Genomic DNA, 23,355 nt, shown 5'->3' with positions numbered 1-23,355 from the left:
CCCCCCCCCCCCCCCCCCCCCCCCCCCCCCCCCCCCCCCCCCCCCCCCCCCCCCCCCCCCCCCCCCCCCCCCCCCCCCCCCCCCCCCCCCGGGTCCGCGAGAGGCTCCCCGGCGCCTATCCCAGCGCCGACTTCACCGCGTCCGCCAGCCGGCCCGCCACCGTGCGGGCCTGGTCGATGTCCGCGGCCTCCACCATCACCCGCACCAGCGGTTCCGTGCCCGAGGGGCGCAGCAGCACGCGTCCGGTCTCCCCCAGCTCCCGCTCGGCCTCGGTGACGGCCGTCGCGAGCTCGGCGGAGGTCCTCACCCGGGACTTGTCGACGTCCGGGACGTTGACGAGGACCTGCGGGAGGCGCTCCATCACCGACGCCAGCTCCCGCAGCGGCCGCCCGGTCTCGGCGACCCGCGCCGCGAGCAGCAGGCCGGTCAGCGTGCCGTCGCCCGTCGTGGCGTGGTCGAGGACGATGACGTGGCCGGACTGCTCGCCGCCGAGGGCGTAGCCCTTGTCCTTCATCTCCTCCAGCACGTACCGGTCGCCCACCGCGGTCTGCACCAGCCGGATGCCCTCGCGCTCCATGGCGAGCTTGAAGCCCAGGTTGGACATCACGGTCGCGACGACGGTGTCGGAGCGCAGAGCGGAACGTTCCCGCATCGCCAGCGCGAGCACGGCGAGGATCTGGTCCCCGTCGACCTCCTCGCCGGTGTGGTCCACGGCCAGGCACCGGTCGGCGTCGCCGTCGTGCGCGATGCCGAGGTCGGCCCCGTGCTCGACGACCGCGGCCTTCAGGTGGTCCAGGTGGGTCGAGCCGCAGCCGTCGTTGATGTTGAGCCCGTCGGGTGCGGCGCCGATGGTGACGACCTCGGCCCCGGCGCGCGCGAACGCCTCCGGCGACACCTCGGCGGCGGCGCCGTGCGCCTCGTCGAGGACGATCCGCAGGCCGTCCAGGCGGTTCGGGAGGACGCCGACGAGGTGGGCGACGTACTGGTCGAGCCCCTCCCGGTGGTCCCGCACCCGGCCGACGCCGGCCCCGGTCGGGCGGTCCCAGGGGGCGCCGGTGCGGTGCTCCTCGTACACGGACTCGATGCGGTCCTCCAGCTCGTCGGCGAGCTTGTGGCCGCCGCGGGCGAAGAACTTGATGCCGTTGTCCGGCATGGCGTTGTGGCTGGCGGAGAGCATCACGCCGAGGTCGGCGCCGAGCGCGCCGGTGAGGTACGCCACCGCGGGCGTCGGCAGGACGCCGACCCGCAGGACGTCCACGCCCGCGCTCGCCAGGCCCGCGACCACGGCCGCCTCCAGGAACTCCCCGGACGCACGCGGATCACGCCCGACCACGGCGGTGGGCCGGTGCCCTTCGAAACTGCCCGCCTCGGCCAGTACGTGCGCGGCGGCGACGGACAGGCCGAGCGCCATCTCCGCCGTCAGGTCCGCGTTGGCGACACCGCGCACGCCGTCCGTGCCGAAGAGTCGTCCCACTTGTCCTCCTGAGGAAACGTCAGTGTCGAGAGCCGAGGCGAGGCCGTGCCGAGGCAGGGGACCCGTCCGCGCGGTCGACGGTGGTACCGCTGACGAAACATGTGCTGTGTTCGACGGTCGCGATGCGAAAGCGGCTCCGCATCTCCGGGCGGGAATGCCCGACCATCCGATCAGATTAGCCTTCGAGCGCCTTGTGCCGTTATACGCCCAGGGCCCGGAAGAAAAGAACGCCCCGACGGCACAGTGGCGTGCCGCCGGGGCGTTCGGAGTACGCGCGCGCTCCCTGCGTTTAGCGCTTGCTGTACTGCGGAGCCTTGCGGGCCTTCTTCAGACCGGCCTTCTTCCGCTCGACCGCGCGGTCGTCGCGGCGCAGGAAGCCGGCCTTCTTCAGCGGGCCGCGGTTGTTGTCGACGTCCGCCTCGTTCAGCGCACGGGCGACACCGAGGCGGAGCGCACCGGCCTGACCGGAGACACCGCCACCCGCGATGCGGGCGATGACGTCGTAGCGGCCCTCGAGCTCGAGCACCTTGAAGGGCTCGTTGACTTCCTGCTGGTGCACCTTGTTCGGGAAGTAGTCCTCGAGGGTGCGACCGTTGATCTTCCACTTGCCGGTGCCCGGGACGATCCGGACGCGGGCGATGGCGTTCTTGCGGCGGCCCAGGCCGGCGGCCGGCTGCGGCTCGCCGAAGCGGGAGGCCAGGGACTCCGAGGTGTACTCGCCCTCGACGGGGACCTCGGACTCGGTGGTGTAGCTGTCGATGTCAAGCTCTTCGAGCGGCTGCTCGGCAGTGGTCTCGGCCACGATTCTCCTCAGATTCTCTTCGGTCTTAGGGGGTGGCCGGACTTACTGCGCGACCTGGGTGATCTCGAACGGCACCGGCTGCTGAGCGGCGTGCGGGTGCTGGTCGCCCGCGTAGACCTTCAGCTTCGAGAGCATCTGACGGCCCAGGGTGTTCTTGGGGAGCATGCCCTTGACGGCCTTCTCGATGGCCTTCTCGGGGTTCTTCTCGAGCAGCTCGTCGTACCGGACGGAGCGCAGACCGCCCGGGTAGCCCGAGTGGCGGTACGCCAGCTTCTGGGTCCGCTTGTTGCCGGAGAGGTGCACCTTGTCGGCGTTGATGATGATGACGAAGTCACCGGTGTCGACATGCGGGGCGTAGATGGGCTTGTGCTTGCCGCGCAGGATGGAGGCGGCAGTGGAGGCCAGACGACCCAGGACGACGTCCTGAGCGTCGATGACGTGCCACTGGCGCGTCACATCGCCGGGCTTGGGGCTGTACGTACGCACGGTTCGTAGCCTTCGCTTCTTCAGTGAATGGTCCTGACAAGGTCACCGAAGACGATCACGACAGCCCTGACCGCACCACGGTGACGCAAACCGCGTGCTGGTCGCTGGTCATCGGCCCGGTGGACCGGTGTAAGGGCCCCTCACGTGAGAATGAGCAAGCCAATACACATAACGAACAGGCAGGATACCCACGCTCGGCCGGACGGGTCAAAACGAGACCGTCGCCGGTGTCCGGCGGTGGGCTACACCGATTCTACGGCCGCATCCCGCTTCACGGGCGCCCCGGGCGACCCCTCCGCCTCCCGCGTCCCCCGTACGCAGTGACGTCCGACCGTCACCGCCAGCACGCACAGCGTGAACGCGTCCCGGAACGCCCGCCGCTTGCCCGACTCCAGCCACGGCCACGTCACCCCCGGCAGCTGCGGCACCAGGGCGAGCCAGAACCAGGGCCGCCGGGCCACCGCGCCGGCGTACGGCAGGCCGGCGAGCAGCAGCGGCAGGACGACCAGGAGGTAGTGCTGGTAGGAGGGCCGCGAGACGAGGAACGCCGAGAGCATCAGCCCCGCGGACGTCTCCGCCAGCCGCAGCGGCACCGGCCCGGGGCCGCGCCAGCGCCGGTACGCGCACACCACCCCCGCCGCGGCCATGAGCAGCGCCAGCGCCCCGGCCGCCGCCCCGGGCACGCCCAGCCGGGGCAGCACCGCCGCCGGCGACGCCTCGTAGAGCCGCACGAAGGCGTCGTCGCCGTGCAGCAGGAAGGGCAGGGTACGGGTGAAGAAGCCCGTCGGGTCGGGCAGCAGCAGCCCCGCCGCGACCGAGGCCGCCGACGGCACCAGCAGCAGCACGGCCAGCGCCCGCCACCGGCGCGCGAAGAGGAAGAGCAGGGCCATCGGCGCGAGCAGCGGCTTCAGCGCCACGGCCACCCCGACGACCGCGCCCGCCGCGACCCACCGGCCGCGGCTCGCGAGCAGCAGGCACAGCGGCAGGGCGAGCACGGCCGTCGCCGTCCAGTTGCCCAGCCGCACCAGCTGCCCGAACGGCGCGAAGCCGGCCGCGAGGCCCAGCAGGCCGAGGGCGGCGAGCCGGCTGTGCAGCGGCACCCGGTGCAGCCGCAGGGCGCAGACCCAGCCGAGCGCGAGGGCGGTGGTCACCGCCACCGGCACCAGCACGTCGAGCACGGGCCGCGGCAGCAGCGCCTGCGGGGCGGCGGCCAGGACGGCGCTCGGAAAGTAGAGGAAGTGCGGATCGTCATACGGCGAACCACCGGCCAGCCAGGTCCGCGCGGCGTCCACGACGATCGCGTTGTCCATGCCTCCGTCCGAGGTCACCCGTACCGCGTGCGCCGTCAGCGCCCCCAGCAGCGCCACGAGCGCCGCCCACGCGTGCCTGCCCGCGGGTCGCACCAACCACCCGGAGATGTCGCTTTTGTCCGTCGCCATGACCGCAACGCTAGGGCCTCCGGGGCGCGTTGAGGCGGACCAGCGCGCCCTGCGGCCCGTCTAAGATGCGCCCCATGAGTTTTGGGCAGGGGGGACCTCAGCAGCAGTGGGATCCCTGGAAACCGAATTCCCAGCAGTCCTGGAGCGGCGGCGCCGCCCAGTCCCCCGACTGGGCCGCGCTCGCCGAGGCCTCCGAGGCCCGCCACAAGCGGCGCCGGCTGCTGCTCATAGGCGGCGGCGCACTCGCCACCGTCGCGATAGGCACGGCCGTCGCGGTGGCCGTCGTCTCGGCGAACGGCGACAGCCGGGCCGCGGGCGGCCCGTCCTCCCAGCCGCCCGGGACCGCCGACCTCCCGAGCGCCACGGCCACGGTGCCGTCGTTCGCCCCGACGAGCGCGCCGCCCCCGCTGGACCCCAAGGAGTTCATCGCCAGCGCGCAGAAGGACAAGGCGCCGCTGAGCCCGGACGTCCTCTTCCCCGGCACGCAGCTCACCATGGGCCAGACGGTGTACCGCAAGGGCCCCACGGCCGACACCCGCGACTGCGCCTCGGCGGCGAAGGCCACGCTCCCCAAGGTCCTGGACGACAACGGCTGCACCCGCCTGATCCGCGTCACCTACACCAAGGACGGCATGGCGGTGACGGTCGGCGTGGCCGTCTTCGACACCGAGGCCCAGGCGGCCAGGGCCAAGCAGCAGGCCGACAAGAAGAGCATCGTCAAGTCCCTGTCGGGCGGCGGCGTCGAGGAGTTCTGCGACGGCGCGGTCTGCCGCTCGACCACCAACGCCTACGGCCGCTACGCCTACTTCACCCTGGCCGGCTTCACCGACGGCAAGGACGTGACGACGAAGGACACGGCCGTCTTCGCCACGGGCGACGACCTCCAGGAGTTCACGTTCCGTCAGATCCGCCGCAGGGGCGAGGCCCAGGCCTCGGCGGCGGCGATCGGGTAACGCGCGGCGAACGGACGGCGCGGCGGGGCCGGCCGCCCGGTCGGCCCCGCGGTTCAGCAGCAGCGGGCCGCCGGCAGCGTCCGCTTGTTGCGGGCCTCCCTGCTGCGGGCCGCCAGCAGCCCGTCCGCCGGGTAGCCGACCTCCTCCAGCGTCAGCCCGTGCGGGCGCACCACGTGCACGGCCGAGTCCCGCACCCCCGCCGCCAGCACCTTCGCCGGCCAGTCGGGCGGCCGGTGGCCGTCGCCGACGAACAGCAGCGCGCCGATCAGCGAGCGCACCATGTTGTGGCAGAAGGCGTCGGCCCGCACGGTCGCCGTGACGATCCCGTCCTCGCCGCGCGCCAGGCTCAGCTCCTGGAGCGTGCGGATCGTCGTCGCGCCCTCCCGGCGCTTGCAGTACGCGGCGAAGTCGTGCTCCCCCAGCAGTCCCCGCGCGGCCTCGTTCATCGCGTCGACGTCGAGCGGCCAGTCGTGCCACAGCACGTGGCCGCGCAGCAGCGGGTCGACCCCGCCGGGGTTGTCGGTGACGCGGTAGGCGTAACGCCGCCAGATCGCCGAGAAACGGGCGTCGAAACCGGCCGGGGCCTCCCGCAGGGCCCACACCCGCACGTCCCTCGGCAGCCGTCCGGCGAGCCGCTTCAGCAGCTTCCCCCCGTGCTCCGCCCACACCCCGGCGGGCAGGTCCACGTGGGCCACCTGGCCCCGCGCGTGCACCCCGGCGTCGGTACGGCCGGCCACGGTCAGCTCGTACGTCGTCGTCCCGGACCGCGTCACGGTCCGCAGCGCGTCCTCGATCTCCCCCTGCACGGTCCGCCTGCCCCCGGCCTGCTTGGCCCAGCCGTGGAAGCCGGTGCCGTCGTAGGACAGGTCGAGGCGGACGCGTACGAATCCGGGCTGTACTTCGTCACTCACGTACGGATCCTCTCAGGAACGCGGAAGCGGGCCCGCCCCGCAAAGGGCGGACCCGCTCGACGCGAAGCAGTGCCTCAGGCGTCCTTGGCGTCCTCGGCCGGGGCCTCGGCGGCCTCGTCCTTGGACAGGTCGGCCTTGGTGTCCTCGGCCGGGGCCTCGGCGGCCTCGTCCTTCTTGAGGGCGTCCTCCTTGACCGCGCGCTTGGTCGCGGCCTCGGCCTCGCCGACCGCCTTCTGCTGCACCGTCAGCGCCTCGACCAGCTCGATGACGGCCATGGGCGCGTTGTCGCCACGGCGGTTACCGATCTTGGTGATGCGGGTGTAGCCACCCGGGCGGTTCTCGTACCGCGGGCCGATCTCGGTGAAGAGCGTGTGGACGATGCCCTTGTCCGTGATGACCTGGAGCACCTGACGGCGGTTGTGAAGGTCGCCCTTCTTCGCCTTGGTGATCAGACGCTCGGCGTACGGGCGCAGCTTGCGCGCCTTCGCCTCGGTGGTGGTGATGCGGCCGTGCTCGAAGAGCGACTTCGCGAGGTTCGCGAGCATCAGCTTCTCGTGCGCGGCGCTGCCGCCCATACGGGCACCCTTGGTGGGCTTCGGCATGGTTCTTCTCCTGTGTGTCTGCCCCGGCCGTATCAGGTACCGGGGTCAGTATCCGAGCGGGCGGTCGCCCGTCGGAGACCCCGCGCCCCAGGGGGCGCGGGGAAGTGCGCGGCCGGCCGGGACCGTCCGGTCCCGGGCTGCTCAGTGCGGCTCAGTACTGCTCGGTCTCGACGAAGCCGGCGTCCGCGTCGTCGTCGGCGCCGAAGGCGTCCGCGGCAGCCGTCGGGTCGAATCCGGGCGGGCTGTCTTTGAGCGCGAGGCCCATCCCCGCCAGCTTCGCCTTGACCTCGTCGATCGACTTCGCGCCGAAGTTGCGGATGTCGAGGAGGTCGGCCTCGGAGCGGGCGACGAGCTCACCCACGGAGTGGATGCCCTCGCGCTTGAGGCAGTTGTACGACCGGACGGTGAGCTCCAGCTCCTCGATCGGCAGCGCCAGGTCGGCGGCGAGGGCGGCGTCCGTCGGGGACGGGCCCATGTCGATGCCCTCGGCGTCGATGTTGAGCTCGCGGGCCAGACCGAACAGCTCGACCAGCGTCTTGCCGGCCGACGCCATGGCGTCGCGCGGACGCATGGCCTGCTTGGTCTCGACGTCGACGATCAGCTTGTCGAAGTCGGTGCGCTGCTCGACACGGGTCGCCTCGACCTTGTAGGTGACCTTGAGGACCGGCGAGTAGATCGAGTCGACCGGGATCCGGCCGATCTCCTGGCCCACCTGCTTGTTCTGCACGGCGGAGACGTAGCCGCGACCGCGCTCCACGGTCAGCTCCATCTCCAGCTTGCCCTTGCCGTTGAGCGTGGCGAGGACGAGGTCGGGGTTGTGCACCTCGACACCGGCCGGGGGCGCGATGTCGGCGGCGGTGACCAGACCCGGACCCTGCTTGCGCAGGTACATCACGACCGGCTCGTCGTGCTCCGAGGAGACGACCAGCTGCTTGATGTTGAGGATCAGGTCGGTGACGTCCTCCTTGACGCCCGGCACGGTGGTGAACTCGTGCAGGACGCCGTCGATGCGGATGCTGGTGACGGCGGCACCGGGGATCGACGACAGGAGGGTGCGGCGGAGGGAGTTGCCGAGGGTGTAGCCGAAGCCCGGCTCCAGCGGCTCGATCACGAACCGGGAGCGGAATTCGTCGACGACCTCTTCGGTCAACGAGGGACGCTGAGCGATCAGCATGTGTGGATCAGATCCTTCAGTCGTGGGCGCCCGCTATATGACGCCCGACGGGAACCGCGCCCGGTGACGGGTACGGGTACTGCAAGGGTACGGGCGGTACGCCCCGTAGGGGAACGTACCGCCCGGGGACCCGCGTCCGCGGGACGCGCGTGCGTCAGACGCGACGGCGCTTCGGCGGACGGCAGCCGTTGTGGGGGGTCGGGGTGACGTCCTGGATGGAGCCGACCTCGAGGCCCGTGGCCTGCAGGGAGCGGATCGCGGTCTCACGACCGGAGCCCGGGCCCTTGACGAACACGTCGACCTTGCGCATGCCGTGCTCCTGGGCGCGGCGGGCGGCCGACTCGGCGGCCATCTGCGCGGCGAACGGCGTGGACTTCCTGGAGCCCTTGAAGCCGACGTGGCCGGCGGAGGCCCAGGAGATCACGTTGCCGGACGGGTCCGTGATCGAGACGATCGTGTTGTTGAACGTGCTCTTGATGTGGGCGTGGCCGTGAGCGACGTTCTTCTTTTCCTTGCGGCGCACCTTCTTGGCAGCGCCCTGACGTCCCTTGGGGGGCATCTCTTAACTCCTACGGGAGGTGGTCGGTCCTACAGCGAAGACCGTGGACTGAGGTCCGCTGCGGACTACTTCTTGCCCGGCTTCTTCTTGCCGGCGATGGCGCGACGCGGGCCCTTGCGGGTACGCGCGTTGGTGCTGGTGCGCTGACCGCGGACGGGCAGACCGCGACGGTGGCGCAGACCCTGGTAGGTGCCGATCTCGACCTTGCGGCGGATGTCGGCCTGGATCTCGCGACGGAGGTCACCCTCGGTCTTGATGTTGTTGTCGACGTACTCGCGGATCGCGACCAGCTGCTCCTCGGTCAGGTCGCGGACGCGGGTGTTCGGGTCGACGCCGGTGGCGGCCAGCGTCTGCTGCGAAAGGGTCCGGCCGATGCCGAACACATAGGTGAGGGCGATCTCCACGCGCTTGTCGCGCGGGATGTCAACACCGGAAACGCGTGCCATTCAATGGCTCCAGTTGATTGTCGGAGGTCTTCCACAGGGCCGGATCCCCGCCCGCCGTACCAGGTACGGACCGGGTCCCCGGCCTCCGAGCCGGGGGTGTCGAGCCGTGCGGCTCGGGCCCTGCGTATGAACGTGTGTTGCTCGCGTCGCGCGAAGTTCTGCGGAAGTCGCAGAGGGGCGGTCGTGCTGCGGTCAGCCCTGGCGCTGCTTGTGGCGCGGGTTCTCGCAGATGACCATGACCCGGCCGTGACGGCGGATCACCCTGCACTTGTCGCAGATCTTCTTGACGCTCGGCTTGACCTTCATGGGATGTGAGGTTCTCCGGGTCAGTGCCATCACCCCGGCGGACCGGGGCGCGGGCAAGATCTACTTGTAGCGGTAAACGATCCGGCCACGCGTCAGGTCGTACGGAGAGAGCTCCACCACGACCCGGTCGTCAGGGAGGATGCGGATGTAGTGCATGCGCATCTTGCCGCTGATGTGTGCCAGGACCTGGTGGCCGTTCTGGAGCTCGACCTTGAACATGGCGTTCGGCAGAGACTCGACGACAGTGCCCTCGATCTCGATGGCACCTTGCTTCTTGGCCACGCTTCGCCCTTCGAATCGACTACCTTGATCGACTCTGGCGTGCACCGTTGTGGAGTGTTGCGGGTTCCGACGTGCATGCGGACATGCGGGTGCACAAGAGCCGACGAGTCAGTCTACGTCAGCGCACCCGGAAACACGAATCGCAGAAGTCTGCCCAGCGGACGAGGACCTTAACCGGACGGATTCCCGCCCCGGCGCCGCCCCCCGGTCGGCGGTCGCGGCGGGCCGTCATCAGGCGAGCGGGTCGGGGGCGGCCGTGATGCCGTACTCCGCCAGCTTCGCCCGGCCGCCGTCGGGGGCGGTCAGGACCAGGGGGCCCTGCTCGGTGAGGGCGACGGAGTGCTCCCAGTGGGAGGACCAGGTACCGTCGGTGGTGATGACCGTCCAGTCGTCCTCGAGCACCCGGGTCTTCGCGGTGCCCAGGGAGACCATCGGCTCGATGGCGAGGCAGAAGCCCGGGACCAGCTTGGGACCCTTGCCGCGGCGGCGGTCGACGTAGTTCAGCAGGTGCGGGTCCATGTGCATCTCGGTGCCGATGCCGTGGCCGCCGTAGTCCTCGATGATCCCGTACCGGCCGCCGCCCGGCTTCGGCTGGCGGCGGATGTACGTCTCGATGGCGCGGGAGACGTCGACGAGCCGGTTGCCCTGCCTCATGGCCGCGATGCCGGCCCACATCGACTCCTCGGTCACCCGGGACAGCTCGATCAGCTCCGGCGAGTGGCCGGAGCCCACGAAGGCGGTGTAGGCGGCGTCGCCGTGCCAGCCGTCGACGATCGCGCCGCAGTCGACGGAGATGACGTCCCCGTCCTTGAGGACCACGTCGTCGGAGGGGATGCCGTGGACGACCACCTCGTTCACGGAGGTGCAGATCGTCGCGGGGAAACCGCCGTAGCCGAGGAAGTTCGGCTTGGCGTCGTGCTCCGCGAGCACCTTGCGGGCGACCTGGTCCAGGTCCTTCGTCGTGGCCCCGGGCACGGCGGCCTCCCGGGTGGCCGCGTGGATGGCGGCGACGACCAGTCCCGCCTCACGCATCTTGGCGATCTGCTCGGGGGTCTTGATCTGCACCATGGGGACGACGGCCTTTCTGGACCGGGAAGGAACGGACACCATCAACGATACGGGGGCGGGCTCCCGCCCCGGCGCACACGACGGCCGCGGCCCCCGCAGGGAACCGCGGCCGGACGGACGTGCTACTTGTCGCGCTTGAGCGCCTCCAGCGCGCGCCCGGTGACCTCGTCCACCGGCCCCGTCGCCCCGATCGTCACCACGAGGCCCTGGGCCTTGTAGTAGTCGATGATCGGCTCGGTCTGCGTGTGGTAGACCTCCAGGCGCTTGCGGACGGTCTCCTCGGAGTCGTCGTCGCGCTGGTACAGCTCGCCGCCGCAGACGTCGCAGACGCCCTCTTCGGCCGGCGGGCTGTAGGTCAGGTGGAAGACGTGGCTGGAGTCTTTGCGGCAGATGCGCCGTCCGGCGATCCGCTTGACCACCTCGTCCTCGGGGGCCTCCAGGTCGAGGACCGCGTCCAGCTCGATGCCCTCGGTCTCGAGCAGCTCGTCCAGCGCCTGGGCCTGGGAGACGTTCCGCGGGAAGCCGTCCAGCAGGAAACCGCCCTCGGCGTCGGACTGCTCCATGCGGTCCTTGGCCATGGCGATGGTCACCTCGTCCGGCACCAGGTTGCCCGCGTCCATGTAGGACTTCGCGAGCTTCCCGAGTTCGGTCTGCCGGCTGATGTTGGCGCGGAACAGATCACCCGTGGAGATGTGCGGGATGCGTAGCTTCTCGGCAAGGCGGGTGGCCTGCGTACCTTTCCCAGCACCCGGCGGCCCGACGAGGACGATTCGCATCAGCGGAGGAACCCTTCGTAATTGCGCTGCTGGAGCTGGCTCTCGATCTGCTTCACGGTCTCGAGACCGACACCCACGATGATCAGGATGCTGGTCCCGCCGAACGGGAAGTTCTGGTTCGCCCCGAAACCAGCCAACGCCATTGTCGGCACGAGAGAGATCAGACCCAGATACAGCGAGCCCGGCCAGGTGATCCGGTTGAGTACGTAGCTCAGATACTCAGCGGTCGGTCGGCCAGCCCGGATGCCCGGGATGAAGCCACCATACTTCTTCATGTTGTCCGCGACTTCTTCGGGGTTGAACGTGATGGCCACGTAGAAGAACGCGAAGAAGACGATCAGCAGGAAGTACAGGATGATGTGCGGCGTGGCCGCCGTGTCCGCCAGGTTCTTCGTGATCCAGGTCGCCCAGCCCGCGTTGGAGTTGGAGAACTGGACGATCAGGGCGGGGATGTAGAGCAGCGACGAGGCGAAGATGACGGGGATCACGCCCGCCTGGTTCACCTTGAGCGGGATGTAGGTGGACGTGCCGCCGTAGGAGCGGCGGCCGATCATGCGCTTGGCGTACTGCACCGGGATCCGGCGCTGGGCCTGCTCGACGAAGACGACCAGGGCGACCATGACGAACCCGACGAGCATGACGGTGCCGAACTCGATCCAGCCGTCCGCCAGGTTGCCCTGCTCCTTGATGGCCCACAGGGCGGAGGGGAAGGTCGCGGCGATCGAGATGAACATCAGGATCGACATGCCGTTGCCGATGCCGCGGTCGGTGATGAGCTCGCCGAGCCACATCACGACGGCCGTGCCCGCGGTCATGGTGATGACCATGGTGACGGTCACGAAGATCGACTGGTCCGGGACGATCTGGCTGGCGACCGGGCAGCCCTGGAAGAGGGCGCCGCTGCGGGCGGTGGCCACCAGACCGGTGCCCTGGAGGATGGCGAGCGCGACCGTCAGGTAACGGGTGTACTGCGTGATCTTCGCCGTGCCGGCCTGGCCCTCCTTCTTCAGGGCCTCCAGGCGCGGGATCACCACGGTCAGCAGCTGCAGGATGATGCTCGCCGTGATGTACGGCATGATGCCCAGTGCGAAGATCGTGATCTGGAGCAGTGCGCCGCCGCTGAACATGTTGACGAGACCGAACAGGCCCTGGTTCGCCTCGGCGTTGTCGATGCACGCCTGGACGTTCCGGTAGTCGACGCCCGGGATCGGGATGTTCGTACCGATCCGGTACACGACGATGATGCCGAGCGTGAAGAGCAGCTTCTTGCGCAGGTCGGGCGTCTTGAACGCCCGGGCGAACGCGGTGAGCACGGTGCCTCCTGCGACCCCCGCGCCAGTGCGTCAAGGGTGACGGTCTGAGATTCCGAATAAAGGACGAATACGTAACGGTCAACTGCCGCCCCGAGTGCCCGCACGGGGCTCCCGGGAGAAATGGGCAGCGCAGGTCACCTTACCGGCGAGAGTGCCGCCCTAGGAACGACCAACCGGGGATGCCCCATTTGTGGGGCACCCCCGGTCGGGATCGCTCAAGTCATCAAGACGTCCGAGTGGTTCAGACGAGCTCGGTGACGGTACCGCCGGCGGCGGTGATCTTCTCCTTGGCGGAGCCGGAGACGGCGTCGACCGTCACCTGCAGCGCCACGGAGATCTCGCCCTGGCCGAGGACCTTGACGAGGCTGTTCTTGCGCACGGCACCCTTGGCGACCAGGTCCTCGACCGTGACCTCCCCGCCCTCGGGGTAGAGGGAGGCGAGCTTGTCCAGGTTCACGACCTGGTACTCGGTCTTGAACGGGTTCTTGAAGCCCTTCAGCTTCGGGAGGCGCATGTGCAGCGGCATCTGGCCGCCCTCGAAGCTCTCCGGAACCTGGTAGCGGGCCTTGGTGCCCTTCGTACCACGACCGGCCGTCTTACCCTTCGACGCCTCACCACGACCGACACGGGTCTTGGCGGTCTTGGCGCCCGGGGCGGGACGGAGGTTGTGGATCTTGAGCGGGTTCTGCTCCGCCATGATCAGTCGACCTCCTCGACCGTCACGAGGTGGCGGACGGTGTGCACCATGCCGCGGAACTCGGGGCGGTCCTCCTTGACGACCTGCGTGTTGATGCCCTTGAGACCAAGGGAGCGCAGGGTGTCACGGTGGTTCTGCTTGCTGCCGATGTAGGACTTGACCTGCGTGATCTTGAGCTGCGCCATGATCACACACCCGCCCCGGCACGCGCACGGAGAAGAGCCGCGGGGGCGACGTCCTCGAGCGGCAGACCGCGGCGGGCCGCGATCTCCTCGGGACGCTGCAGGCCCTTCAGGGCCGCCACGGTCGCGTGCACGATGTTGATGGCGTTGTCGGAGCCGAGCGACTTCGACAGCACGTCGTGGATGCCGGCGCACTCGAGCACGGCACGCACCGGACCACCGGCGATCACACCGGTACCGGGCGACGCGGGCTTGAGCAGCACGACGCCGGCAGCCTTCTCACCCTGGATCGGGTGCGGGATGGTGCCCTGGATCCGGGGGACCTTGAAGAAGTGCTTCTTGGCCTCCTCCACACCCTTGGCGATGGCGGCCGGCACCTCCTTGGCCTTGCCGTACCCGACACCCACGGTGCCGTCACCGTCGCCCACCACGACCAGCGCGGTGAAGCTGAAGCGACGACCACCCTTCACAACCTTGGCGACGCGGTTGATCGCGACGACGCGCTCAACGTATGCGGTCTTCTCGGCGGCAGCTGCGCCGCCGTCACGGCCCTTCCGGTCCCGCCGCTCGCCGCCACCGGCACCGCCACCGCGGCGCTGGGGTCCAGCCATTGGAATTACCTCTCTCTGTTTCCGCTAGCTACGGAACCGGCTCAGAACTTCAGGCCGGCTTCGCGGGCGGCGTCCGCCAGGGCGGCGATGCGCCCGGCGTACTGGTTGCCACCACGGTCGAACACGACGGCCTCGACACCGGCGGCCTTGGCGCGCTCGGCGACCAGGGCGCCGACCTGCTTGGCCTGCGCGGACTTGTCGCCCTCGCCACCGCGGATCGACGCGTCCAGGGTGGACGCCGACGCCAGGGTGTGACCCTTCAGGTCGTCGATCACCTGCGCCACGATGTGGCGGTTGGAACGAGTCACGACCAGGCGAGGACGCTCGGCGGTGCCGGCGACCTTCTTGCGGATCCGGATGTGGCGACGCTTGATAGCGGCACGCTTGTAGGCGTCGCCCTTGAGGATCTTCTGCCCGTATGCCATGGCTTACTTACCCGCCTTTCCGACCTTGCGGCGGATGACTTCGCCCTCGTACTTGACGCCCTTGGCCTTGTACGGGTCGGGCTTGCGCAGCTTGCGGATGTTGGCCGCAACCTCGCCGACCTTCTGCTTGTCGATGCCCTCGACCGAGAAACGGGTCGGGGTCTCCACCTTGAAGGTGATGCCCTCGGGGGCCTCGACCGTGATCGGGTGGCTGTAGCCCAGGGAGAACTCCAGGTTGGAGCCCTTGGCCTGGACGCGGTAACCGACACCGCTGATCTCGAGCTTCTTCACGTAACCCTGGGTCACGCCGGTGATCATGTTCGCCACCAGCGTGCGGGACAGGCCGTGCAGGGCCTTGTTCTGACGCTCGTCGTTGGGGCGGGTGACGTTCAGCACGCCGTCCTCACCCTTGGCGATCTCGATCGGCGCCACGACGGTGTGGGTCAGCGTGCCCTTGGGGCCCTTGACCGAGACCGTACGGCCGTCGATGGTGACGTCCACGCCGGCGGGAACCGCGATGGGGAGCTTGCCGATGCGCGACATAGCTGTTTCCTCCGTTCCCTTCCGCTACCAGACGTAGGCGAGGACTTCCCCACCCACGCCCTTCTTGCCGGCCTGCTTGTCGGTGAGGAGCCCGTGCGACGTGGAGATGATCGCCACGCCGAGGCCGCCCAGCACCTTCGGCAGGTTGGTGGACTTCGCGTACACCCGGAGACCGGGCTTGGAGATCCGCTTGATGCCCGCGATGGAGCGCTCACGGTTGGGGCCGAACTTCAGCTCCAGGACGAGGTTCTTGCCGACCTCGGCGTCCTCGACCTTCCAGCCCGTGATGAAGCCCTCCTGCTGGAGGATCTCCGCGATGTGCGACTTGATCTTCGAGTGCGGCATCGCCACGGAGTCGTGGTACGCCGAGTTCGCGTTCCGCAGACGCGTGAGCATGTCTGCGATCGGATCAGTCATGGTCATGAATTGGCCTTCGGCCTCTCTCGCCGGGGTTTCCTGGTGCGCCATCCCTCTCCCCGATCCGAGACGGGACGGGTGCGGCGCGGTGGACCTGCGGCGTAGTAAGCAAACATTAGCGGGCACCGCCCGCGGGCGTCCGGGCACGGCAGGCGCCCAACCCCACAAGCCTAAGGCATGGGGGGCCGGGCCCTGCCGGCCCAGCTGCTTACCGAGAGTCCTGTGCGTCCCTGATGAAGGGGACTACCAGGAGCTCTTGGTCACGCCCGGCAGCTCGCCGCGGTGAGCCATCTCACGAAGGCACACGCGGCAGAGGCCGAACTTGCGGTACACGGAGTGCGGACGACCGCAGCGCTGGCAGCGGGTGTAGCCACGCACACCGAACTTGGGCTTGCGAGCAGCCTTCGCGATGAGAGCCTTCTTCGCCATCTCGCTCACGCCTCCTTGAACGGGAAGCCGAGGTGACGGAGAAGGGCGCGGCCCTCTTCGTCGTTGGTCGCCGTGGTGACCACGGTGATGTCCATACCCCGGACGCGGTCGATCTTGTCCTGGTCGATCTCGTGGAACATGACCTGCTCCGTGAGACCGAAGGTGTAGTTGCCCCGGCCGTCGAACTGCTTGGGGGACAGACCGCGGAAGTCGCGGATGCGCGGCAGCGCGAGCGACAGGGTGCGGTCCAGGAACTCCCACATGCGGTCGCCGCGGAGCGTGACGTGGGCACCGATCGGCTGCCCCTCGCGCAGCTTGAACTGCGCGATGGACTTGCGGGCCTTGGTGACGGCCGGCTTCTGACCGGTGATCGTGGTGAGGTCGCGGATGGCGCCCTCGATCAGCTTGGAGTCGCGGGCGGCGTCGCCCACACCCATGTTGACCACGATCTTGACGAGGCCGGGAACCTGCATGACGTTCTCGTACGAGAACTCCTCACGCAGCTTGCCCGCGATCTCCTCGCGGTACTTCGTCTTGAGACGCGGAGTGGTGGTGGTAGCCATCAGATGTCCTCACCCGTCCGCTTGGCAACGCGGATCTTGTTGCCCTCGTCGTCGAAGCGGTAGCCGACGCGGGTCACGACCTTCTTGCCGTCCTTCTCCACGACCAGCTGGACGTTGCTGACGTGGATCGGGGCCTCGGTGGTCACGATCCCGCCGGCCTGCGAACCGCGAGCGGTCGGACCGGCCTTGGTGTGCTTCTTGACCCGGTTGACACCCTCGACCAGGACGCGCTCCTCGCGCGGGTAAGCGGCAATGACCTTGCCCTGCTTGCCCTTGTCCTTGCCGGTGATGACCTGGACCAGGTCGCCCTTCTTGATCTTCATGCTCACAGCACCTCCGGCGCGAGGGAGATGATCTTCATGAACTTCTTCTCGCGCAGCTCACGGCCCACGGGGCCGAAGATACGGGTGCCACGAGGGTCGCCGTCGTTCTTGAGGATGACGGCGGCGTTCTCGTCGAAGCGGATGTACGAGCCGTCCGGACGGCGGCGCTCCTTGACGGTGCGAACGATGACCGCCTTGACGACGTCACCCTTCTTCACGTTGCCACCGGGGATCGCGTCCTTGACGGTGGCGACGATGACGTCACCGATGCCCGCGTAGCGGCGACCGGAGCCGCCGAGCACACGGATGCAAAGGATCTCCTTCGCTCCCGTGTTGTCGGCGACGCGCAGTCGCGACTCCTGCTGGATCACGTCTATCTCCTGATCGTCTGCCGGTTCCCCGACGGGGCTGACGCGCTCTCACCGAGCGCGGTGGCCCCGTCGGAGCCTGGCGGAACTACCCTGCGGGGTCTGCCCCGCAGGAGAATTACTTGGCCTTCTCGAGGATCTCGACGACGCGCCAGCGCTTCGTCGCGGACAGCGGCCGGGTCTCCATCAGGAGGACGCGGTCGCCGACGCCCGCGGCGTTCTGCTCGTCGTGGGCCTTGAGCTTGTTCGTACGGCGGATGACCTTGCCGTACAGAGCGTGCTTGACGCGGTCCTCGACGGCGACGACGACGGTCTTGTCCATCTTGTCGCTGACGACAAGGCCCTCACGGGTCTTGCGGAAGCCGCGCGCTTCGGTGTTCTCAGTCACGTTGTTCTCGCTCATCAGGCGTTCTCCACCGTTTCGATGCCCAGCTCACGCTCGCGCATCAGGGTGTAGATCCGCGCGATGTCCTTGCGGACCGCCTTCAGACGGCCGTGGTTCTCGAGCTGACCGGTCGCCGCCTGGAAGCGGAGGTTGAACAGCTCTTCCTTGGCCTCGCGGAGCTTCGTCAGAAGCTCCTCGTTGCCCAGCTCGCGCAGCTCGGACGCCTTGGTACCGGCCGACATCACGCTTCACCTGCCTCGCGCTTGACGATCTTGCACTTCATCGGCAGCTTGTGGGCCGCACGGGTCAGGGCCTCGCGCGCGATCTTCTCGTTGGGGTACGACAGCTCGAACATCACGCGTCCGGGCTTGACGTTGGCCACCCACCACTCCGGGGAACCCTTACCGGAACCCATGCGGGTCTCGGCCGGCTTCTTCGTCAGCGGGCGGTCCGGGTAGATGTTGATCCAGACCTTGCCGCCACGCTTGATGTGGCGGGTCATGGCGATACGAGCCGCCTCGATCTGGCGGTTCGTCACGTACGCCGGGGTCAGCGCCTGGATGCCGTACTCGCCGAACGCAACCTGCGTGCCACCCTTCGACATGCCGGTGCGCTTGGGGTGGTGCTGCTTGCGGTGCTTGACCCTACGGGGGATCAGCATGGTGGTCAGGCCTCCGTTCCGGTGCTCTCAGCCGGAGCGGCGGCGGGCGCCTCGGCCTTGGGGGCCTCGGCTGCCGGAGCCTGCTGCTGCGGCTTGCGACCGCGCCGCTCGCCACCGCGGCCACCACGGGCCGGGCGGTCGGCGCCACCGCGGGCCGGGCGGTTGCCCGCACGGGCGGCGGCGTTCTCGGCGCGGACCTCGGCGATGTTCTTGACGTCGCCCTTGTAGATCCAGACCTTCACGCCGATGCGGCCGAAGGTCGTCCTGGCCTCGAAGAAGCCGTAGTCCACGTTCGCGCGGAGCGTGTGCAGGGGCACGCGGCCCTCGCGGTAGAACTCCGAGCGGGACATCTCGGCGCCGCCGAGGCGGCCACCGCACTGGATCTTGATGCCCTTGGCGCCCGCCTTCATCGCCGACTGCATGCTCTTGCGCATGGCGCGGCGGAAGGAGACGCGGGAGGAGAGCTGCTCGGCGACGGCCTGGGCCACGAGCTGGGCATCGGTCTCGGGGTTCTTGACCTCGAGGATGTTCAGCTGGACCTGCTTGCCGGTGAGCTTCTCCAGCTGACCGCGGATCTTGTCCGCCTCGGCGCCGCGGCGGCCGATGACGATGCCCGGACGCGCGGTGTGGATGTCCACGCGGACACGGTCACGGGTGCGCTCGATCTCGACCTTGGAGATGCCGGCGCGCTCCATGCCGGACGTCAGCATCCGGCGGATGGCGACGTCTTCCTTGACGTAGTCCTTGTACAGCTTGTCGGCGTACCAACGCGACTTGAAGTCGGTCGTGACACCGAGCCGGAACCCGTGCGGGTTTACCTTCTGGCCCATTACCGGGTTCCTTCCTTGCTGCTGACGACCACGGTGATGTGGCTGGTCCGCTTGCGGATCCGGTAGGCGCGGCCCTGGGCGCGCGGGCGGAACCGCTTCAGGGTCGGGCCCTCGTCGACGTAGGCCTCGGAGACGTAGAGGCTGTCGACGTCGGTGTGGTCGTAGTTGTGCGCGGCGTTGGCGATGGCGCTGTCCAGCACCTTGCCGACCGGCACGCTCGCGGCCTGCGGGGCGAAACGCAGGACCGCCTGAGCCTCCGTGGCGTTCAGGCCACGGATGAGGTCCACCACACGGCGGGCCTTCATGGGCGTGACGCGGATGTACCGCGCCTGGGCCCTGGCTTCCATGGTTGTCCCTTCAGTGTTTGTCATTGGTCGTTTGCACCCCGCCTACTAGCGGCGCTTCGACTTCCGGTCTTCCTTGACGTGGCCCCGGAAGGTGCGGGTCGGCGAGAACTCGCCGAGCTTGTGGCCGACCATCGACTCGGTGACAAACACCGGGATGTGGGTCTTGCCGTTGTGCACCGCGATCGTGTGGCCGAGCATGGCCGGGACGATCATCGAGCGGCGGGACCAGGTCTTGATGACGTTCTTGGTACCGGCTTCGTTCTGAGCGTCCACCTTCTTGATCAGGTGGTCGTCGACGAAGGGTCCCTTCTTCAAGCTACGAGGCATCTCAACCCGTCCTTAGCGCTTCTTGTTCGTCTTGCGGCGGCGGACGATGTACTTGTTCGACGCCTTCTTGGGCGAACGAGTACGGCCTTCCTTCTTGCCCCACGGGGACACCGGGTGGCGGCCACCGGAGGTGCGGCCCTCACCACCACCGTGCGGGTGGTCCACCGGGTTCATGACCACACCGCGGACGGACGGGCGAACGCCCAGCCACCGCTTGCGGCCCGCCTTGCCCCAGCTGATGTTGCTCTGCTCGGCGTTGCCGACCTCGCCGATCGTGGCGCGGCAGCGCTGGTCGACCAGGCGGATCTCACCGGACGGCATGCGCAGGTGGGCCATGGTGCCCTCCTTCGCGAGCAGCTGCACCGAGGCGCCGGCGGAGCGGGCGAACTTGGCGCCGCCGCCGGGACGCAGCTCGATGGCGTGCAGCGTCGTACCGACCGGGATGTTGCGCAGGGCGAGGTTGTTGCCCGGCTTGATGTCGGCCCCGGGGCCGTTCTCGACGCGGTCGCCCTGCTTCAGGTCGCGCGGCGCGAGGATGTAGCGCTTCTCGCCGTCCGCGTAGTGCAGGAGCGCGATGCGCGCGGTGCGGTTGGGGTCGTACTCGATGTGCGCGACCTTCGCCGGCACGCCGTCCTTGTCGTGACGACGGAAGTCGATCACGCGGTAGGCGCGCTTGTGGCCACCGCCCTGGTGGCGGACGGTCACACGACCGGAATTGTTACGGCCGCCCTTGCTGTGCAGGGGACGGACCAGCGACTTCTCCGGCGTGGACCGCGTGACCTCGACGAAGTCGGCGACGCTGGAGCCACGACGGCCCGGAGTCGTCGGCTTGTACTTGCGGATACCCATTTCTCAGTCCTCGTCCGATATCGAACGATCCTGACCGCTTACGCGGTCGGACCGCCGAAGATGTCGATACGGTCGCCCTCGGCGAGGGTCACGATCGCGCGCTTGGTGGCCGCGCGCTGGCCGAAGCCGGTGCGGGTCCGCTTGCGCTTGCCGATGCGGTTGATCGTGTTGACCCCGGTGACCTTGACCTCGAAGACCGCCTGGACGGCCTCCTTGATCTGGGTCTTGTTGGCACGCGGGTCGACGAGGAACGTGTACTTGTTCTCGTCGATGAGCGCGTAGCTCTTCTCGGACACGACCGGCTTGAGCAGCACGTCACGGGGGTCCGTGTACGCCTTGCTCGCCGGGGTGACGACGGTGTTCTTGCCCTCGGTGGCGTGGCGGCGCGCCTTGGCTACGCGCGCTTCCTTCGCCTTCTTGGCCGCCTTGGAGGCGATGGAGGGGTGACGGGCAGCCATCAGGCCTCGCTCCCTTCGTTGTCGTTGGCCTTGTTCGGGCCGGCGACGAAGGACTCGAAAGCGGCCTTGGTGAAGACCACGTCGTCCGAGACGAGAACGTCGTACGTGTTCAGCTGGCCCGGCTCCAGGATGTGGACCTGGGGCAGGTTGCGGGCGGACAGCCACGCGGCCTCGTCGGAGCGGTCGACGACCAGGAGCAGGTTCTTGCGCTCGCTGATCTTGCCGAACAGGCTCTTGGCGGCCTTCGTGGAGGGGGTCTCGCCCTCGACCACGCCGGTGACGACGTGGATGCGGTTGTGGCGCGCCCGGTCGGTGAGGGCGTGACGCAGAGCGGCAGCCTTCATCTTCTTCGGGGTGCGCTGGGAGTAGTCGCGCGGCACGGGACCGTGGACGACGCCACCGCCGGCGAACTGCGGCGCGCGGGTCGAACCCTGGCGGGCGCGACCGGTGCCCTTCTGGCGGTACGGCTTCTTGCCGCCGCCACGGACCTCACCGCGGGTCTTGGTCTTGTGGGTGCCCTGGCGGGCAGCGGCCAGCTGCGCGACGACGACCTGGTGGATCAGCGGGACGCTGACCTTCTCAACGCCGAAGATCTCCGCGGGGAGCTCGACGGTACCGGCCTTGTCGCCCGCCGGCGAAAGGATGTCAACAGTGCTCATCGGTTACCTCAGGCCCCCTTGGCCGCGGTGCGGACCAGGACGAGGCCGCCGTTCGGACCGGGAACCGCGCCCTTGATGAGCAGCAGGCCCTTCTCCGCGTCAACGGCGTGGACGGTCAGGTTCTGGGTGGTGACCCGCTCGTTGCCCATGCGACCCGCCATGCGCAGGCCCTTGAACACACGGCCCGGGGTGGCGCAGCCACCGATGGAGCCGGGAGAGCGGTGCTTGCGCTGGGTACCGTGCCCGGCGCCGAGGCCACCGAAGTTGTGGCGCTTCATGACGCCGGCGAAGCCCTTGCCCTTGCTCTTGCCGGTCACGTCGACCTTCACGCCGGCCTCGAACACCTCGGCGGTGACTTCCTGGCCGAGCGTGTACTCGGAGGCGTCCGACGTGCGGATCTCGACGAGGTGACGACGGGGGGTGACGTCGGCCTTGGCGAAGTGGCCCTTGAGGGGCTTGTTCACCTTGCGCGGGTCGATCTCGCCGAAGGCGATCTGGACGGACTCGTAGCCGTCGACGTCGTTCGTGCGGACCTGGGTGACGACGTTCGGCCCGGCCTTGACGACGGTGACCGGGACGACACGGTTGTTCTCGTCCCACACCTGCGTCATACCGAGCTTCTCGCCCAGGATGCCCTTGATCTGCTTAGCCATCTCTTCAGATCACCGGCCTCAGAGCTTGATCTCGATGTCGACACCGGCCGGGAGGTCGAGTCGCATCAGAGAGTCAACGGTCTTGGGGGTCGGGTCGAGGATGTCGATCAGGCGCTTGTGCGTGCGCATCTCGAAGTGCTCGCGCGAGTCCTTGTACTTGTGCGGCGACTTGATGACGCAGTACACGTTCTTCTCAGTGGGCAGCGGCACCGGGCCCGCGACCGACGCACCAGTGCGGGTCACCGTCTCGACGATCTTCTTCGCCGAGGAGTCGATGACCTCGTGGTCGTAGGCCTTGAGCCGGATGCGGATCTTCTGTCCCGCCATGGCTACTTCGTAGTCCTGTCTCTCTTCACGCTCTGGAACCCGGAGCGGCTCCCCCCGTTCTCCGACCCACGCGGTCGGGCGTGTCGCGGTCCCGCTGACATGAATGTCCCTTGTTCGAACACCCCTGCGGGATTGGACACGGCCCTACCAGAACCGCGGACCGGGGACGAAAGGCCCACCGGGCGCCTGGCCGGCGCCGCGCCCACGCTTCCCGGAAGATTCCCGTACGTCCGCCCCTGATCAGGGGCGACGAGTACTGTGGGACTCGCTTCCGGTCCTCCCGGCGGGAGGCGCGCAGCATCAACACTCGACCGAGCAACTCCGACAGTCTGCCACAGCGGGCAGGGGCCTGGCCAATCGAGCGGAAAAGATTACCCCGGGAGTGACGGGGATCAAACGCGGCCGCTCCCGAATCGCCGGCCGGGAGCGGGCGGATCGTCCTCACGGCGGGCTCCGCCCTCCCCCGCCGCGGCTCCCCTCTCCCCGTTCCGTTCCTGCGCGTTCCCCCAACTCCGCTTTCTGGAAGGCAAGTTGGCGATCGCCCGCGGGCCGGGGCGTCCCGGGCACCCGGCCGTACGCCCCCTCACCGGGCACCCGGCGCTCCGGTCCGCGGACGGGGGGGGGGGGGGGGGGGGGGGGGGGGGGGGGGGGGGGGGGGGGGGGGGGGGCGGGCCGGCTTTTTTTGTCGCCGCCCCGGCACCAACCGTCTC

36 protein-coding genes are annotated in these 23,355 nt (G+C 69.0%); 1 reads left to right on the top strand and 35 read right to left on the bottom strand.

What is annotated here, in order from left to right:
- Positions 1-115 precede the first annotated feature (115 nt).
- The 4 genes from glmM to ACZ56B_RS23980 form a co-directional block, all read right to left on the bottom strand.
- On the bottom strand, positions 116-1,474 hold the full coding sequence (glmM, locus tag ACZ56B_RS23995; RefSeq protein ID WP_468794131.1) for a phosphoglucosamine mutase: 1,359 nt from the start codon (positions 1,472-1,474) through the stop codon (positions 116-118).
- Between the two features lie 289 nt (positions 1,475-1,763).
- A complete protein-coding gene (gene rpsI, locus ACZ56B_RS23990) occupies positions 1,764-2,276 on the bottom strand; it encodes a 30S ribosomal protein S9 (protein WP_003998795.1) in 513 nt (170 codons plus the stop codon).
- Between the two features lie 42 nt (positions 2,277-2,318).
- Positions 2,319-2,762, bottom strand: a complete 444-nt coding sequence (gene rplM / locus ACZ56B_RS23985; protein ID WP_202275777.1) for a 50S ribosomal protein L13 — start codon at positions 2,760-2,762, stop codon at positions 2,319-2,321.
- 242 nt (positions 2,763-3,004) lie between these two features.
- Positions 3,005-4,201, bottom strand: a complete 1,197-nt coding sequence (locus tag ACZ56B_RS23980; protein WP_468794126.1) for a glycosyltransferase 87 family protein — start codon at positions 4,199-4,201, stop codon at positions 3,005-3,007.
- A 74-nt stretch (positions 4,202-4,275) separates the two neighbouring features.
- Here ACZ56B_RS23980 and ACZ56B_RS23975 point away from each other — a divergent pair, with 74 nt between their 5' ends.
- The gene (locus ACZ56B_RS23975) at positions 4,276-5,154 is read left to right on the top strand and encodes a hypothetical protein (RefSeq protein WP_468794123.1); all 879 of its coding nucleotides are present in this window, start codon (positions 4,276-4,278) and stop codon (positions 5,152-5,154) included.
- 53 nt (positions 5,155-5,207) lie between these two features.
- Here the strand turns inward: ACZ56B_RS23975 and truA are convergent, their stop codons facing one another.
- The 31 genes from truA to rpsJ all read right to left on the bottom strand — a co-directional run bounded on the left by truA (position 5,208) and on the right by rpsJ (position 22,645).
- The gene (truA, locus tag ACZ56B_RS23970; RefSeq protein ID WP_468794120.1) at positions 5,208-6,065 is read right to left on the bottom strand and encodes a tRNA pseudouridine(38-40) synthase TruA; all 858 of its coding nucleotides are present in this window, start codon (positions 6,063-6,065) and stop codon (positions 5,208-5,210) included.
- Positions 6,066-6,139: 74 nt separating this feature from the next.
- The gene (gene rplQ, locus ACZ56B_RS23965) at positions 6,140-6,667 is read right to left on the bottom strand and encodes a 50S ribosomal protein L17 (protein ID WP_468794117.1); all 528 of its coding nucleotides are present in this window, start codon (positions 6,665-6,667) and stop codon (positions 6,140-6,142) included.
- Between the two features lie 151 nt (positions 6,668-6,818).
- Positions 6,819-7,841, bottom strand: a complete 1,023-nt coding sequence (locus tag ACZ56B_RS23960; RefSeq protein WP_003966937.1) for a DNA-directed RNA polymerase subunit alpha — start codon at positions 7,839-7,841, stop codon at positions 6,819-6,821.
- A 154-nt stretch (positions 7,842-7,995) separates the two neighbouring features.
- On the bottom strand, positions 7,996-8,400 hold the full coding sequence (gene rpsK, locus ACZ56B_RS23955) for a 30S ribosomal protein S11 (protein WP_003956432.1): 405 nt from the start codon (positions 8,398-8,400) through the stop codon (positions 7,996-7,998).
- 65 nt (positions 8,401-8,465) lie between these two features.
- Positions 8,466-8,846, bottom strand: coding sequence for a 30S ribosomal protein S13 (gene rpsM, locus ACZ56B_RS23950; protein ID WP_019526959.1), 381 nt, complete (start codon positions 8,844-8,846; stop codon positions 8,466-8,468).
- 192 nt (positions 8,847-9,038) lie between these two features.
- On the bottom strand, positions 9,039-9,152 hold the full coding sequence (gene rpmJ, locus ACZ56B_RS23945; protein ID WP_003998809.1) for a 50S ribosomal protein L36: 114 nt from the start codon (positions 9,150-9,152) through the stop codon (positions 9,039-9,041).
- A 60-nt stretch (positions 9,153-9,212) separates the two neighbouring features.
- The gene (gene infA / locus ACZ56B_RS23940) at positions 9,213-9,434 is read right to left on the bottom strand and encodes a translation initiation factor IF-1 (RefSeq protein ID WP_003948620.1); all 222 of its coding nucleotides are present in this window, start codon (positions 9,432-9,434) and stop codon (positions 9,213-9,215) included.
- Positions 9,435-9,665: 231 nt separating this feature from the next.
- Positions 9,666-10,502, bottom strand: coding sequence for a type I methionyl aminopeptidase (gene map, locus ACZ56B_RS23935; RefSeq protein ID WP_468794113.1), 837 nt, complete (start codon positions 10,500-10,502; stop codon positions 9,666-9,668).
- A 122-nt stretch (positions 10,503-10,624) separates the two neighbouring features.
- Complete coding sequence (locus ACZ56B_RS23930) at positions 10,625-11,278, bottom strand: adenylate kinase (protein WP_468794110.1); 654 nt, start codon at positions 11,276-11,278, stop codon at positions 10,625-10,627.
- Positions 11,278-12,591, bottom strand: a complete 1,314-nt coding sequence (gene secY / locus ACZ56B_RS23925; RefSeq protein WP_468794107.1) for a preprotein translocase subunit SecY — start codon at positions 12,589-12,591, stop codon at positions 11,278-11,280. The genes ACZ56B_RS23930 and secY overlap by 1 nt, the downstream gene beginning before the upstream one ends.
- A 241-nt stretch (positions 12,592-12,832) precedes the next feature.
- On the bottom strand, positions 12,833-13,288 hold the full coding sequence (gene rplO, locus ACZ56B_RS23920; RefSeq protein WP_468794104.1) for a 50S ribosomal protein L15: 456 nt from the start codon (positions 13,286-13,288) through the stop codon (positions 12,833-12,835).
- Positions 13,289-13,290: 2 nt separating this feature from the next.
- Positions 13,291-13,473: a 50S ribosomal protein L30 gene (rpmD, locus tag ACZ56B_RS23915; protein WP_003974250.1), complete on the bottom strand. Its 183-nt coding sequence runs from the start codon at positions 13,471-13,473 to the stop codon at positions 13,291-13,293.
- A gap of 2 nt (positions 13,474-13,475) precedes the next feature.
- Positions 13,476-14,081: a 30S ribosomal protein S5 gene (rpsE, locus tag ACZ56B_RS23910; RefSeq protein WP_030860989.1), complete on the bottom strand. Its 606-nt coding sequence runs from the start codon at positions 14,079-14,081 to the stop codon at positions 13,476-13,478.
- Between the two features lie 41 nt (positions 14,082-14,122).
- A complete protein-coding gene (gene rplR, locus ACZ56B_RS23905; protein WP_004984518.1) occupies positions 14,123-14,506 on the bottom strand; it encodes a 50S ribosomal protein L18 in 384 nt (127 codons plus the stop codon).
- 3 nt (positions 14,507-14,509) lie between these two features.
- Positions 14,510-15,049: a 50S ribosomal protein L6 gene (rplF, locus tag ACZ56B_RS23900; protein WP_389086145.1), complete on the bottom strand. Its 540-nt coding sequence runs from the start codon at positions 15,047-15,049 to the stop codon at positions 14,510-14,512.
- Positions 15,050-15,073: 24 nt separating this feature from the next.
- On the bottom strand, positions 15,074-15,472 hold the full coding sequence (gene rpsH / locus ACZ56B_RS23895; RefSeq protein WP_004984520.1) for a 30S ribosomal protein S8: 399 nt from the start codon (positions 15,470-15,472) through the stop codon (positions 15,074-15,076).
- Between the two features lie 237 nt (positions 15,473-15,709).
- A complete protein-coding gene (locus ACZ56B_RS23890) occupies positions 15,710-15,895 on the bottom strand; it encodes a type Z 30S ribosomal protein S14 (protein ID WP_003948630.1) in 186 nt (61 codons plus the stop codon).
- A gap of 5 nt (positions 15,896-15,900) precedes the next feature.
- On the bottom strand, positions 15,901-16,458 hold the full coding sequence (rplE, locus tag ACZ56B_RS23885) for a 50S ribosomal protein L5 (protein ID WP_004984522.1): 558 nt from the start codon (positions 16,456-16,458) through the stop codon (positions 15,901-15,903).
- Entirely contained in the window at positions 16,458-16,781 is a 324-nt protein-coding gene (gene rplX, locus ACZ56B_RS23880; RefSeq protein WP_004984523.1) for a 50S ribosomal protein L24, read from the bottom strand. Before rplX ends, rplE begins: the two co-directional genes overlap by 1 nt.
- Before the next feature lie 2 nt (positions 16,782-16,783).
- Complete coding sequence (gene rplN / locus ACZ56B_RS23875; RefSeq protein WP_003998823.1) at positions 16,784-17,152, bottom strand: 50S ribosomal protein L14; 369 nt, start codon at positions 17,150-17,152, stop codon at positions 16,784-16,786.
- A 115-nt stretch (positions 17,153-17,267) separates the two neighbouring features.
- Positions 17,268-17,552, bottom strand: a complete 285-nt coding sequence (rpsQ, locus tag ACZ56B_RS23870) for a 30S ribosomal protein S17 (protein WP_004984524.1) — start codon at positions 17,550-17,552, stop codon at positions 17,268-17,270.
- Positions 17,552-17,776 (bottom strand): 50S ribosomal protein L29, encoded by a 225-nt coding sequence (rpmC, locus tag ACZ56B_RS23865; RefSeq protein WP_004984525.1) that lies wholly within the window; start codon positions 17,774-17,776, stop codon positions 17,552-17,554. Before rpmC ends, rpsQ begins: the two co-directional genes overlap by 1 nt.
- Positions 17,776-18,195, bottom strand: a complete 420-nt coding sequence (gene rplP, locus ACZ56B_RS23860; protein ID WP_125504725.1) for a 50S ribosomal protein L16 — start codon at positions 18,193-18,195, stop codon at positions 17,776-17,778. The genes rpmC and rplP overlap by 1 nt, the downstream gene beginning before the upstream one ends.
- A 5-nt stretch (positions 18,196-18,200) precedes the next feature.
- Positions 18,201-19,025 (bottom strand): 30S ribosomal protein S3, encoded by an 825-nt coding sequence (gene rpsC / locus ACZ56B_RS23855; RefSeq protein ID WP_468794095.1) that lies wholly within the window; start codon positions 19,023-19,025, stop codon positions 18,201-18,203.
- Positions 19,025-19,372 (bottom strand): 50S ribosomal protein L22, encoded by a 348-nt coding sequence (rplV, locus tag ACZ56B_RS23850; protein ID WP_029380974.1) that lies wholly within the window; start codon positions 19,370-19,372, stop codon positions 19,025-19,027. Before rplV ends, rpsC begins: the two co-directional genes overlap by 1 nt.
- Positions 19,373-19,417: 45 nt before the next feature.
- Entirely contained in the window at positions 19,418-19,699 is a 282-nt protein-coding gene (gene rpsS / locus ACZ56B_RS23845; protein ID WP_004984529.1) for a 30S ribosomal protein S19, read from the bottom strand.
- Positions 19,700-19,711: 12 nt separating this feature from the next.
- Positions 19,712-20,548: a 50S ribosomal protein L2 gene (gene rplB, locus ACZ56B_RS23840; RefSeq protein ID WP_468794092.1), complete on the bottom strand. Its 837-nt coding sequence runs from the start codon at positions 20,546-20,548 to the stop codon at positions 19,712-19,714.
- Positions 20,549-20,586: 38 nt separating this feature from the next.
- Positions 20,587-21,006: a 50S ribosomal protein L23 gene (gene rplW, locus ACZ56B_RS23835; RefSeq protein ID WP_468794089.1), complete on the bottom strand. Its 420-nt coding sequence runs from the start codon at positions 21,004-21,006 to the stop codon at positions 20,587-20,589.
- The gene (gene rplD, locus ACZ56B_RS23830; RefSeq protein WP_468794086.1) at positions 21,006-21,665 is read right to left on the bottom strand and encodes a 50S ribosomal protein L4; all 660 of its coding nucleotides are present in this window, start codon (positions 21,663-21,665) and stop codon (positions 21,006-21,008) included. The genes rplW and rplD overlap by 1 nt, the downstream gene beginning before the upstream one ends.
- A gap of 8 nt (positions 21,666-21,673) precedes the next feature.
- A complete protein-coding gene (gene rplC / locus ACZ56B_RS23825) occupies positions 21,674-22,318 on the bottom strand; it encodes a 50S ribosomal protein L3 (RefSeq protein WP_004984533.1) in 645 nt (214 codons plus the stop codon).
- An 18-nt stretch (positions 22,319-22,336) separates the two neighbouring features.
- Entirely contained in the window at positions 22,337-22,645 is a 309-nt protein-coding gene (gene rpsJ / locus ACZ56B_RS23820; RefSeq protein WP_003948644.1) for a 30S ribosomal protein S10, read from the bottom strand.
- Between the last annotated feature and the right edge of the window lie 710 nt (positions 22,646-23,355).

This window comes from Streptomyces sp. NPDC034670 (assembly GCF_055574875.1).
Note: the sequence above shows the minus strand (reverse complement) of the source record. Positions and strands in the feature narration are given on the sequence as shown.

Excerpts from the sequence above, each read along its gene's own strand:
- ACZ56B_RS23980 (WP_468794126.1), bottom strand. The coding sequence starts at position 4,201 with ATGGCGACGGACAAAAGCGACATCTCCGGGTGGTTGGTGCGACCCGCG.
- ACZ56B_RS23975 (WP_468794123.1), top strand. The coding sequence starts at position 4,276 with ATGAGTTTTGGGCAGGGGGGACCTCAGCAGCAGTGGGATCCCTGGAAA.
- rplQ (WP_468794117.1), bottom strand. The coding sequence starts at position 6,667 with ATGCCGAAGCCCACCAAGGGTGCCCGTATGGGCGGCAGCGCCGCGCAC.
- ACZ56B_RS23960 (WP_003966937.1), bottom strand. The coding sequence starts at position 7,841 with ATGCTGATCGCTCAGCGTCCCTCGTTGACCGAAGAGGTCGTCGACGAA.
- rpsK (WP_003956432.1), bottom strand. The coding sequence starts at position 8,400 with ATGCCCCCCAAGGGACGTCAGGGCGCTGCCAAGAAGGTGCGCCGCAAG.
- rpsM (WP_019526959.1), bottom strand. The coding sequence starts at position 8,846 with ATGGCACGCGTTTCCGGTGTTGACATCCCGCGCGACAAGCGCGTGGAG.
- rpmJ (WP_003998809.1), bottom strand. The coding sequence starts at position 9,152 with ATGAAGGTCAAGCCGAGCGTCAAGAAGATCTGCGACAAGTGCAGGGTG.
- map (WP_468794113.1), bottom strand. The coding sequence starts at position 10,502 with ATGGTGCAGATCAAGACCCCCGAGCAGATCGCCAAGATGCGTGAGGCG.
- ACZ56B_RS23930 (WP_468794110.1), bottom strand. The coding sequence starts at position 11,278 with ATGCGAATCGTCCTCGTCGGGCCGCCGGGTGCTGGGAAAGGTACGCAG.
- rplO (WP_468794104.1), bottom strand. The coding sequence starts at position 13,288 with ATGGCGGAGCAGAACCCGCTCAAGATCCACAACCTCCGTCCCGCCCCG.
- rpmD (WP_003974250.1), bottom strand. The coding sequence starts at position 13,473 with ATGGCGCAGCTCAAGATCACGCAGGTCAAGTCCTACATCGGCAGCAAG.
- rpsE (WP_030860989.1), bottom strand. The coding sequence starts at position 14,081 with ATGGCTGGACCCCAGCGCCGCGGTGGCGGTGCCGGTGGCGGCGAGCGG.
- rplR (WP_004984518.1), bottom strand. The coding sequence starts at position 14,506 with ATGGCATACGGGCAGAAGATCCTCAAGGGCGACGCCTACAAGCGTGCC.
- rplF (WP_389086145.1), bottom strand. The coding sequence starts at position 15,049 with ATGTCGCGCATCGGCAAGCTCCCCATCGCGGTTCCCGCCGGCGTGGAC.
- rpsH (WP_004984520.1), bottom strand. The coding sequence starts at position 15,472 with ATGACCATGACTGATCCGATCGCAGACATGCTCACGCGTCTGCGGAAC.
- ACZ56B_RS23890 (WP_003948630.1), bottom strand. The coding sequence starts at position 15,895 with ATGGCGAAGAAGGCTCTCATCGCGAAGGCTGCTCGCAAGCCCAAGTTC.
- rplE (WP_004984522.1), bottom strand. The coding sequence starts at position 16,458 with ATGGCTACCACCACCACTCCGCGTCTCAAGACGAAGTACCGCGAGGAG.
- rplX (WP_004984523.1), bottom strand. The coding sequence starts at position 16,781 with ATGAAGATCAAGAAGGGCGACCTGGTCCAGGTCATCACCGGCAAGGAC.
- rpsQ (WP_004984524.1), bottom strand. The coding sequence starts at position 17,552 with ATGAGCGAGAACAACGTGACTGAGAACACCGAAGCGCGCGGCTTCCGC.
- rpmC (WP_004984525.1), bottom strand. The coding sequence starts at position 17,776 with ATGTCGGCCGGTACCAAGGCGTCCGAGCTGCGCGAGCTGGGCAACGAG.
- rplP (WP_125504725.1), bottom strand. The coding sequence starts at position 18,195 with ATGCTGATCCCCCGTAGGGTCAAGCACCGCAAGCAGCACCACCCCAAG.
- rpsC (WP_468794095.1), bottom strand. The coding sequence starts at position 19,025 with ATGGGCCAGAAGGTAAACCCGCACGGGTTCCGGCTCGGTGTCACGACC.
- rplV (WP_029380974.1), bottom strand. The coding sequence starts at position 19,372 with ATGGAAGCCAGGGCCCAGGCGCGGTACATCCGCGTCACGCCCATGAAG.
- rpsS (WP_004984529.1), bottom strand. The coding sequence starts at position 19,699 with ATGCCTCGTAGCTTGAAGAAGGGACCCTTCGTCGACGACCACCTGATC.
- rplB (WP_468794092.1), bottom strand. The coding sequence starts at position 20,548 with ATGGGTATCCGCAAGTACAAGCCGACGACTCCGGGCCGTCGTGGCTCC.
- rplW (WP_468794089.1), bottom strand. The coding sequence starts at position 21,006 with ATGGCTGCCCGTCACCCCTCCATCGCCTCCAAGGCGGCCAAGAAGGCG.
- rplD (WP_468794086.1), bottom strand. The coding sequence starts at position 21,665 with ATGAGCACTGTTGACATCCTTTCGCCGGCGGGCGACAAGGCCGGTACC.
- rplC (WP_004984533.1), bottom strand. The coding sequence starts at position 22,318 with ATGGCTAAGCAGATCAAGGGCATCCTGGGCGAGAAGCTCGGTATGACG.
- rpsJ (WP_003948644.1), bottom strand. The coding sequence starts at position 22,645 with ATGGCGGGACAGAAGATCCGCATCCGGCTCAAGGCCTACGACCACGAG.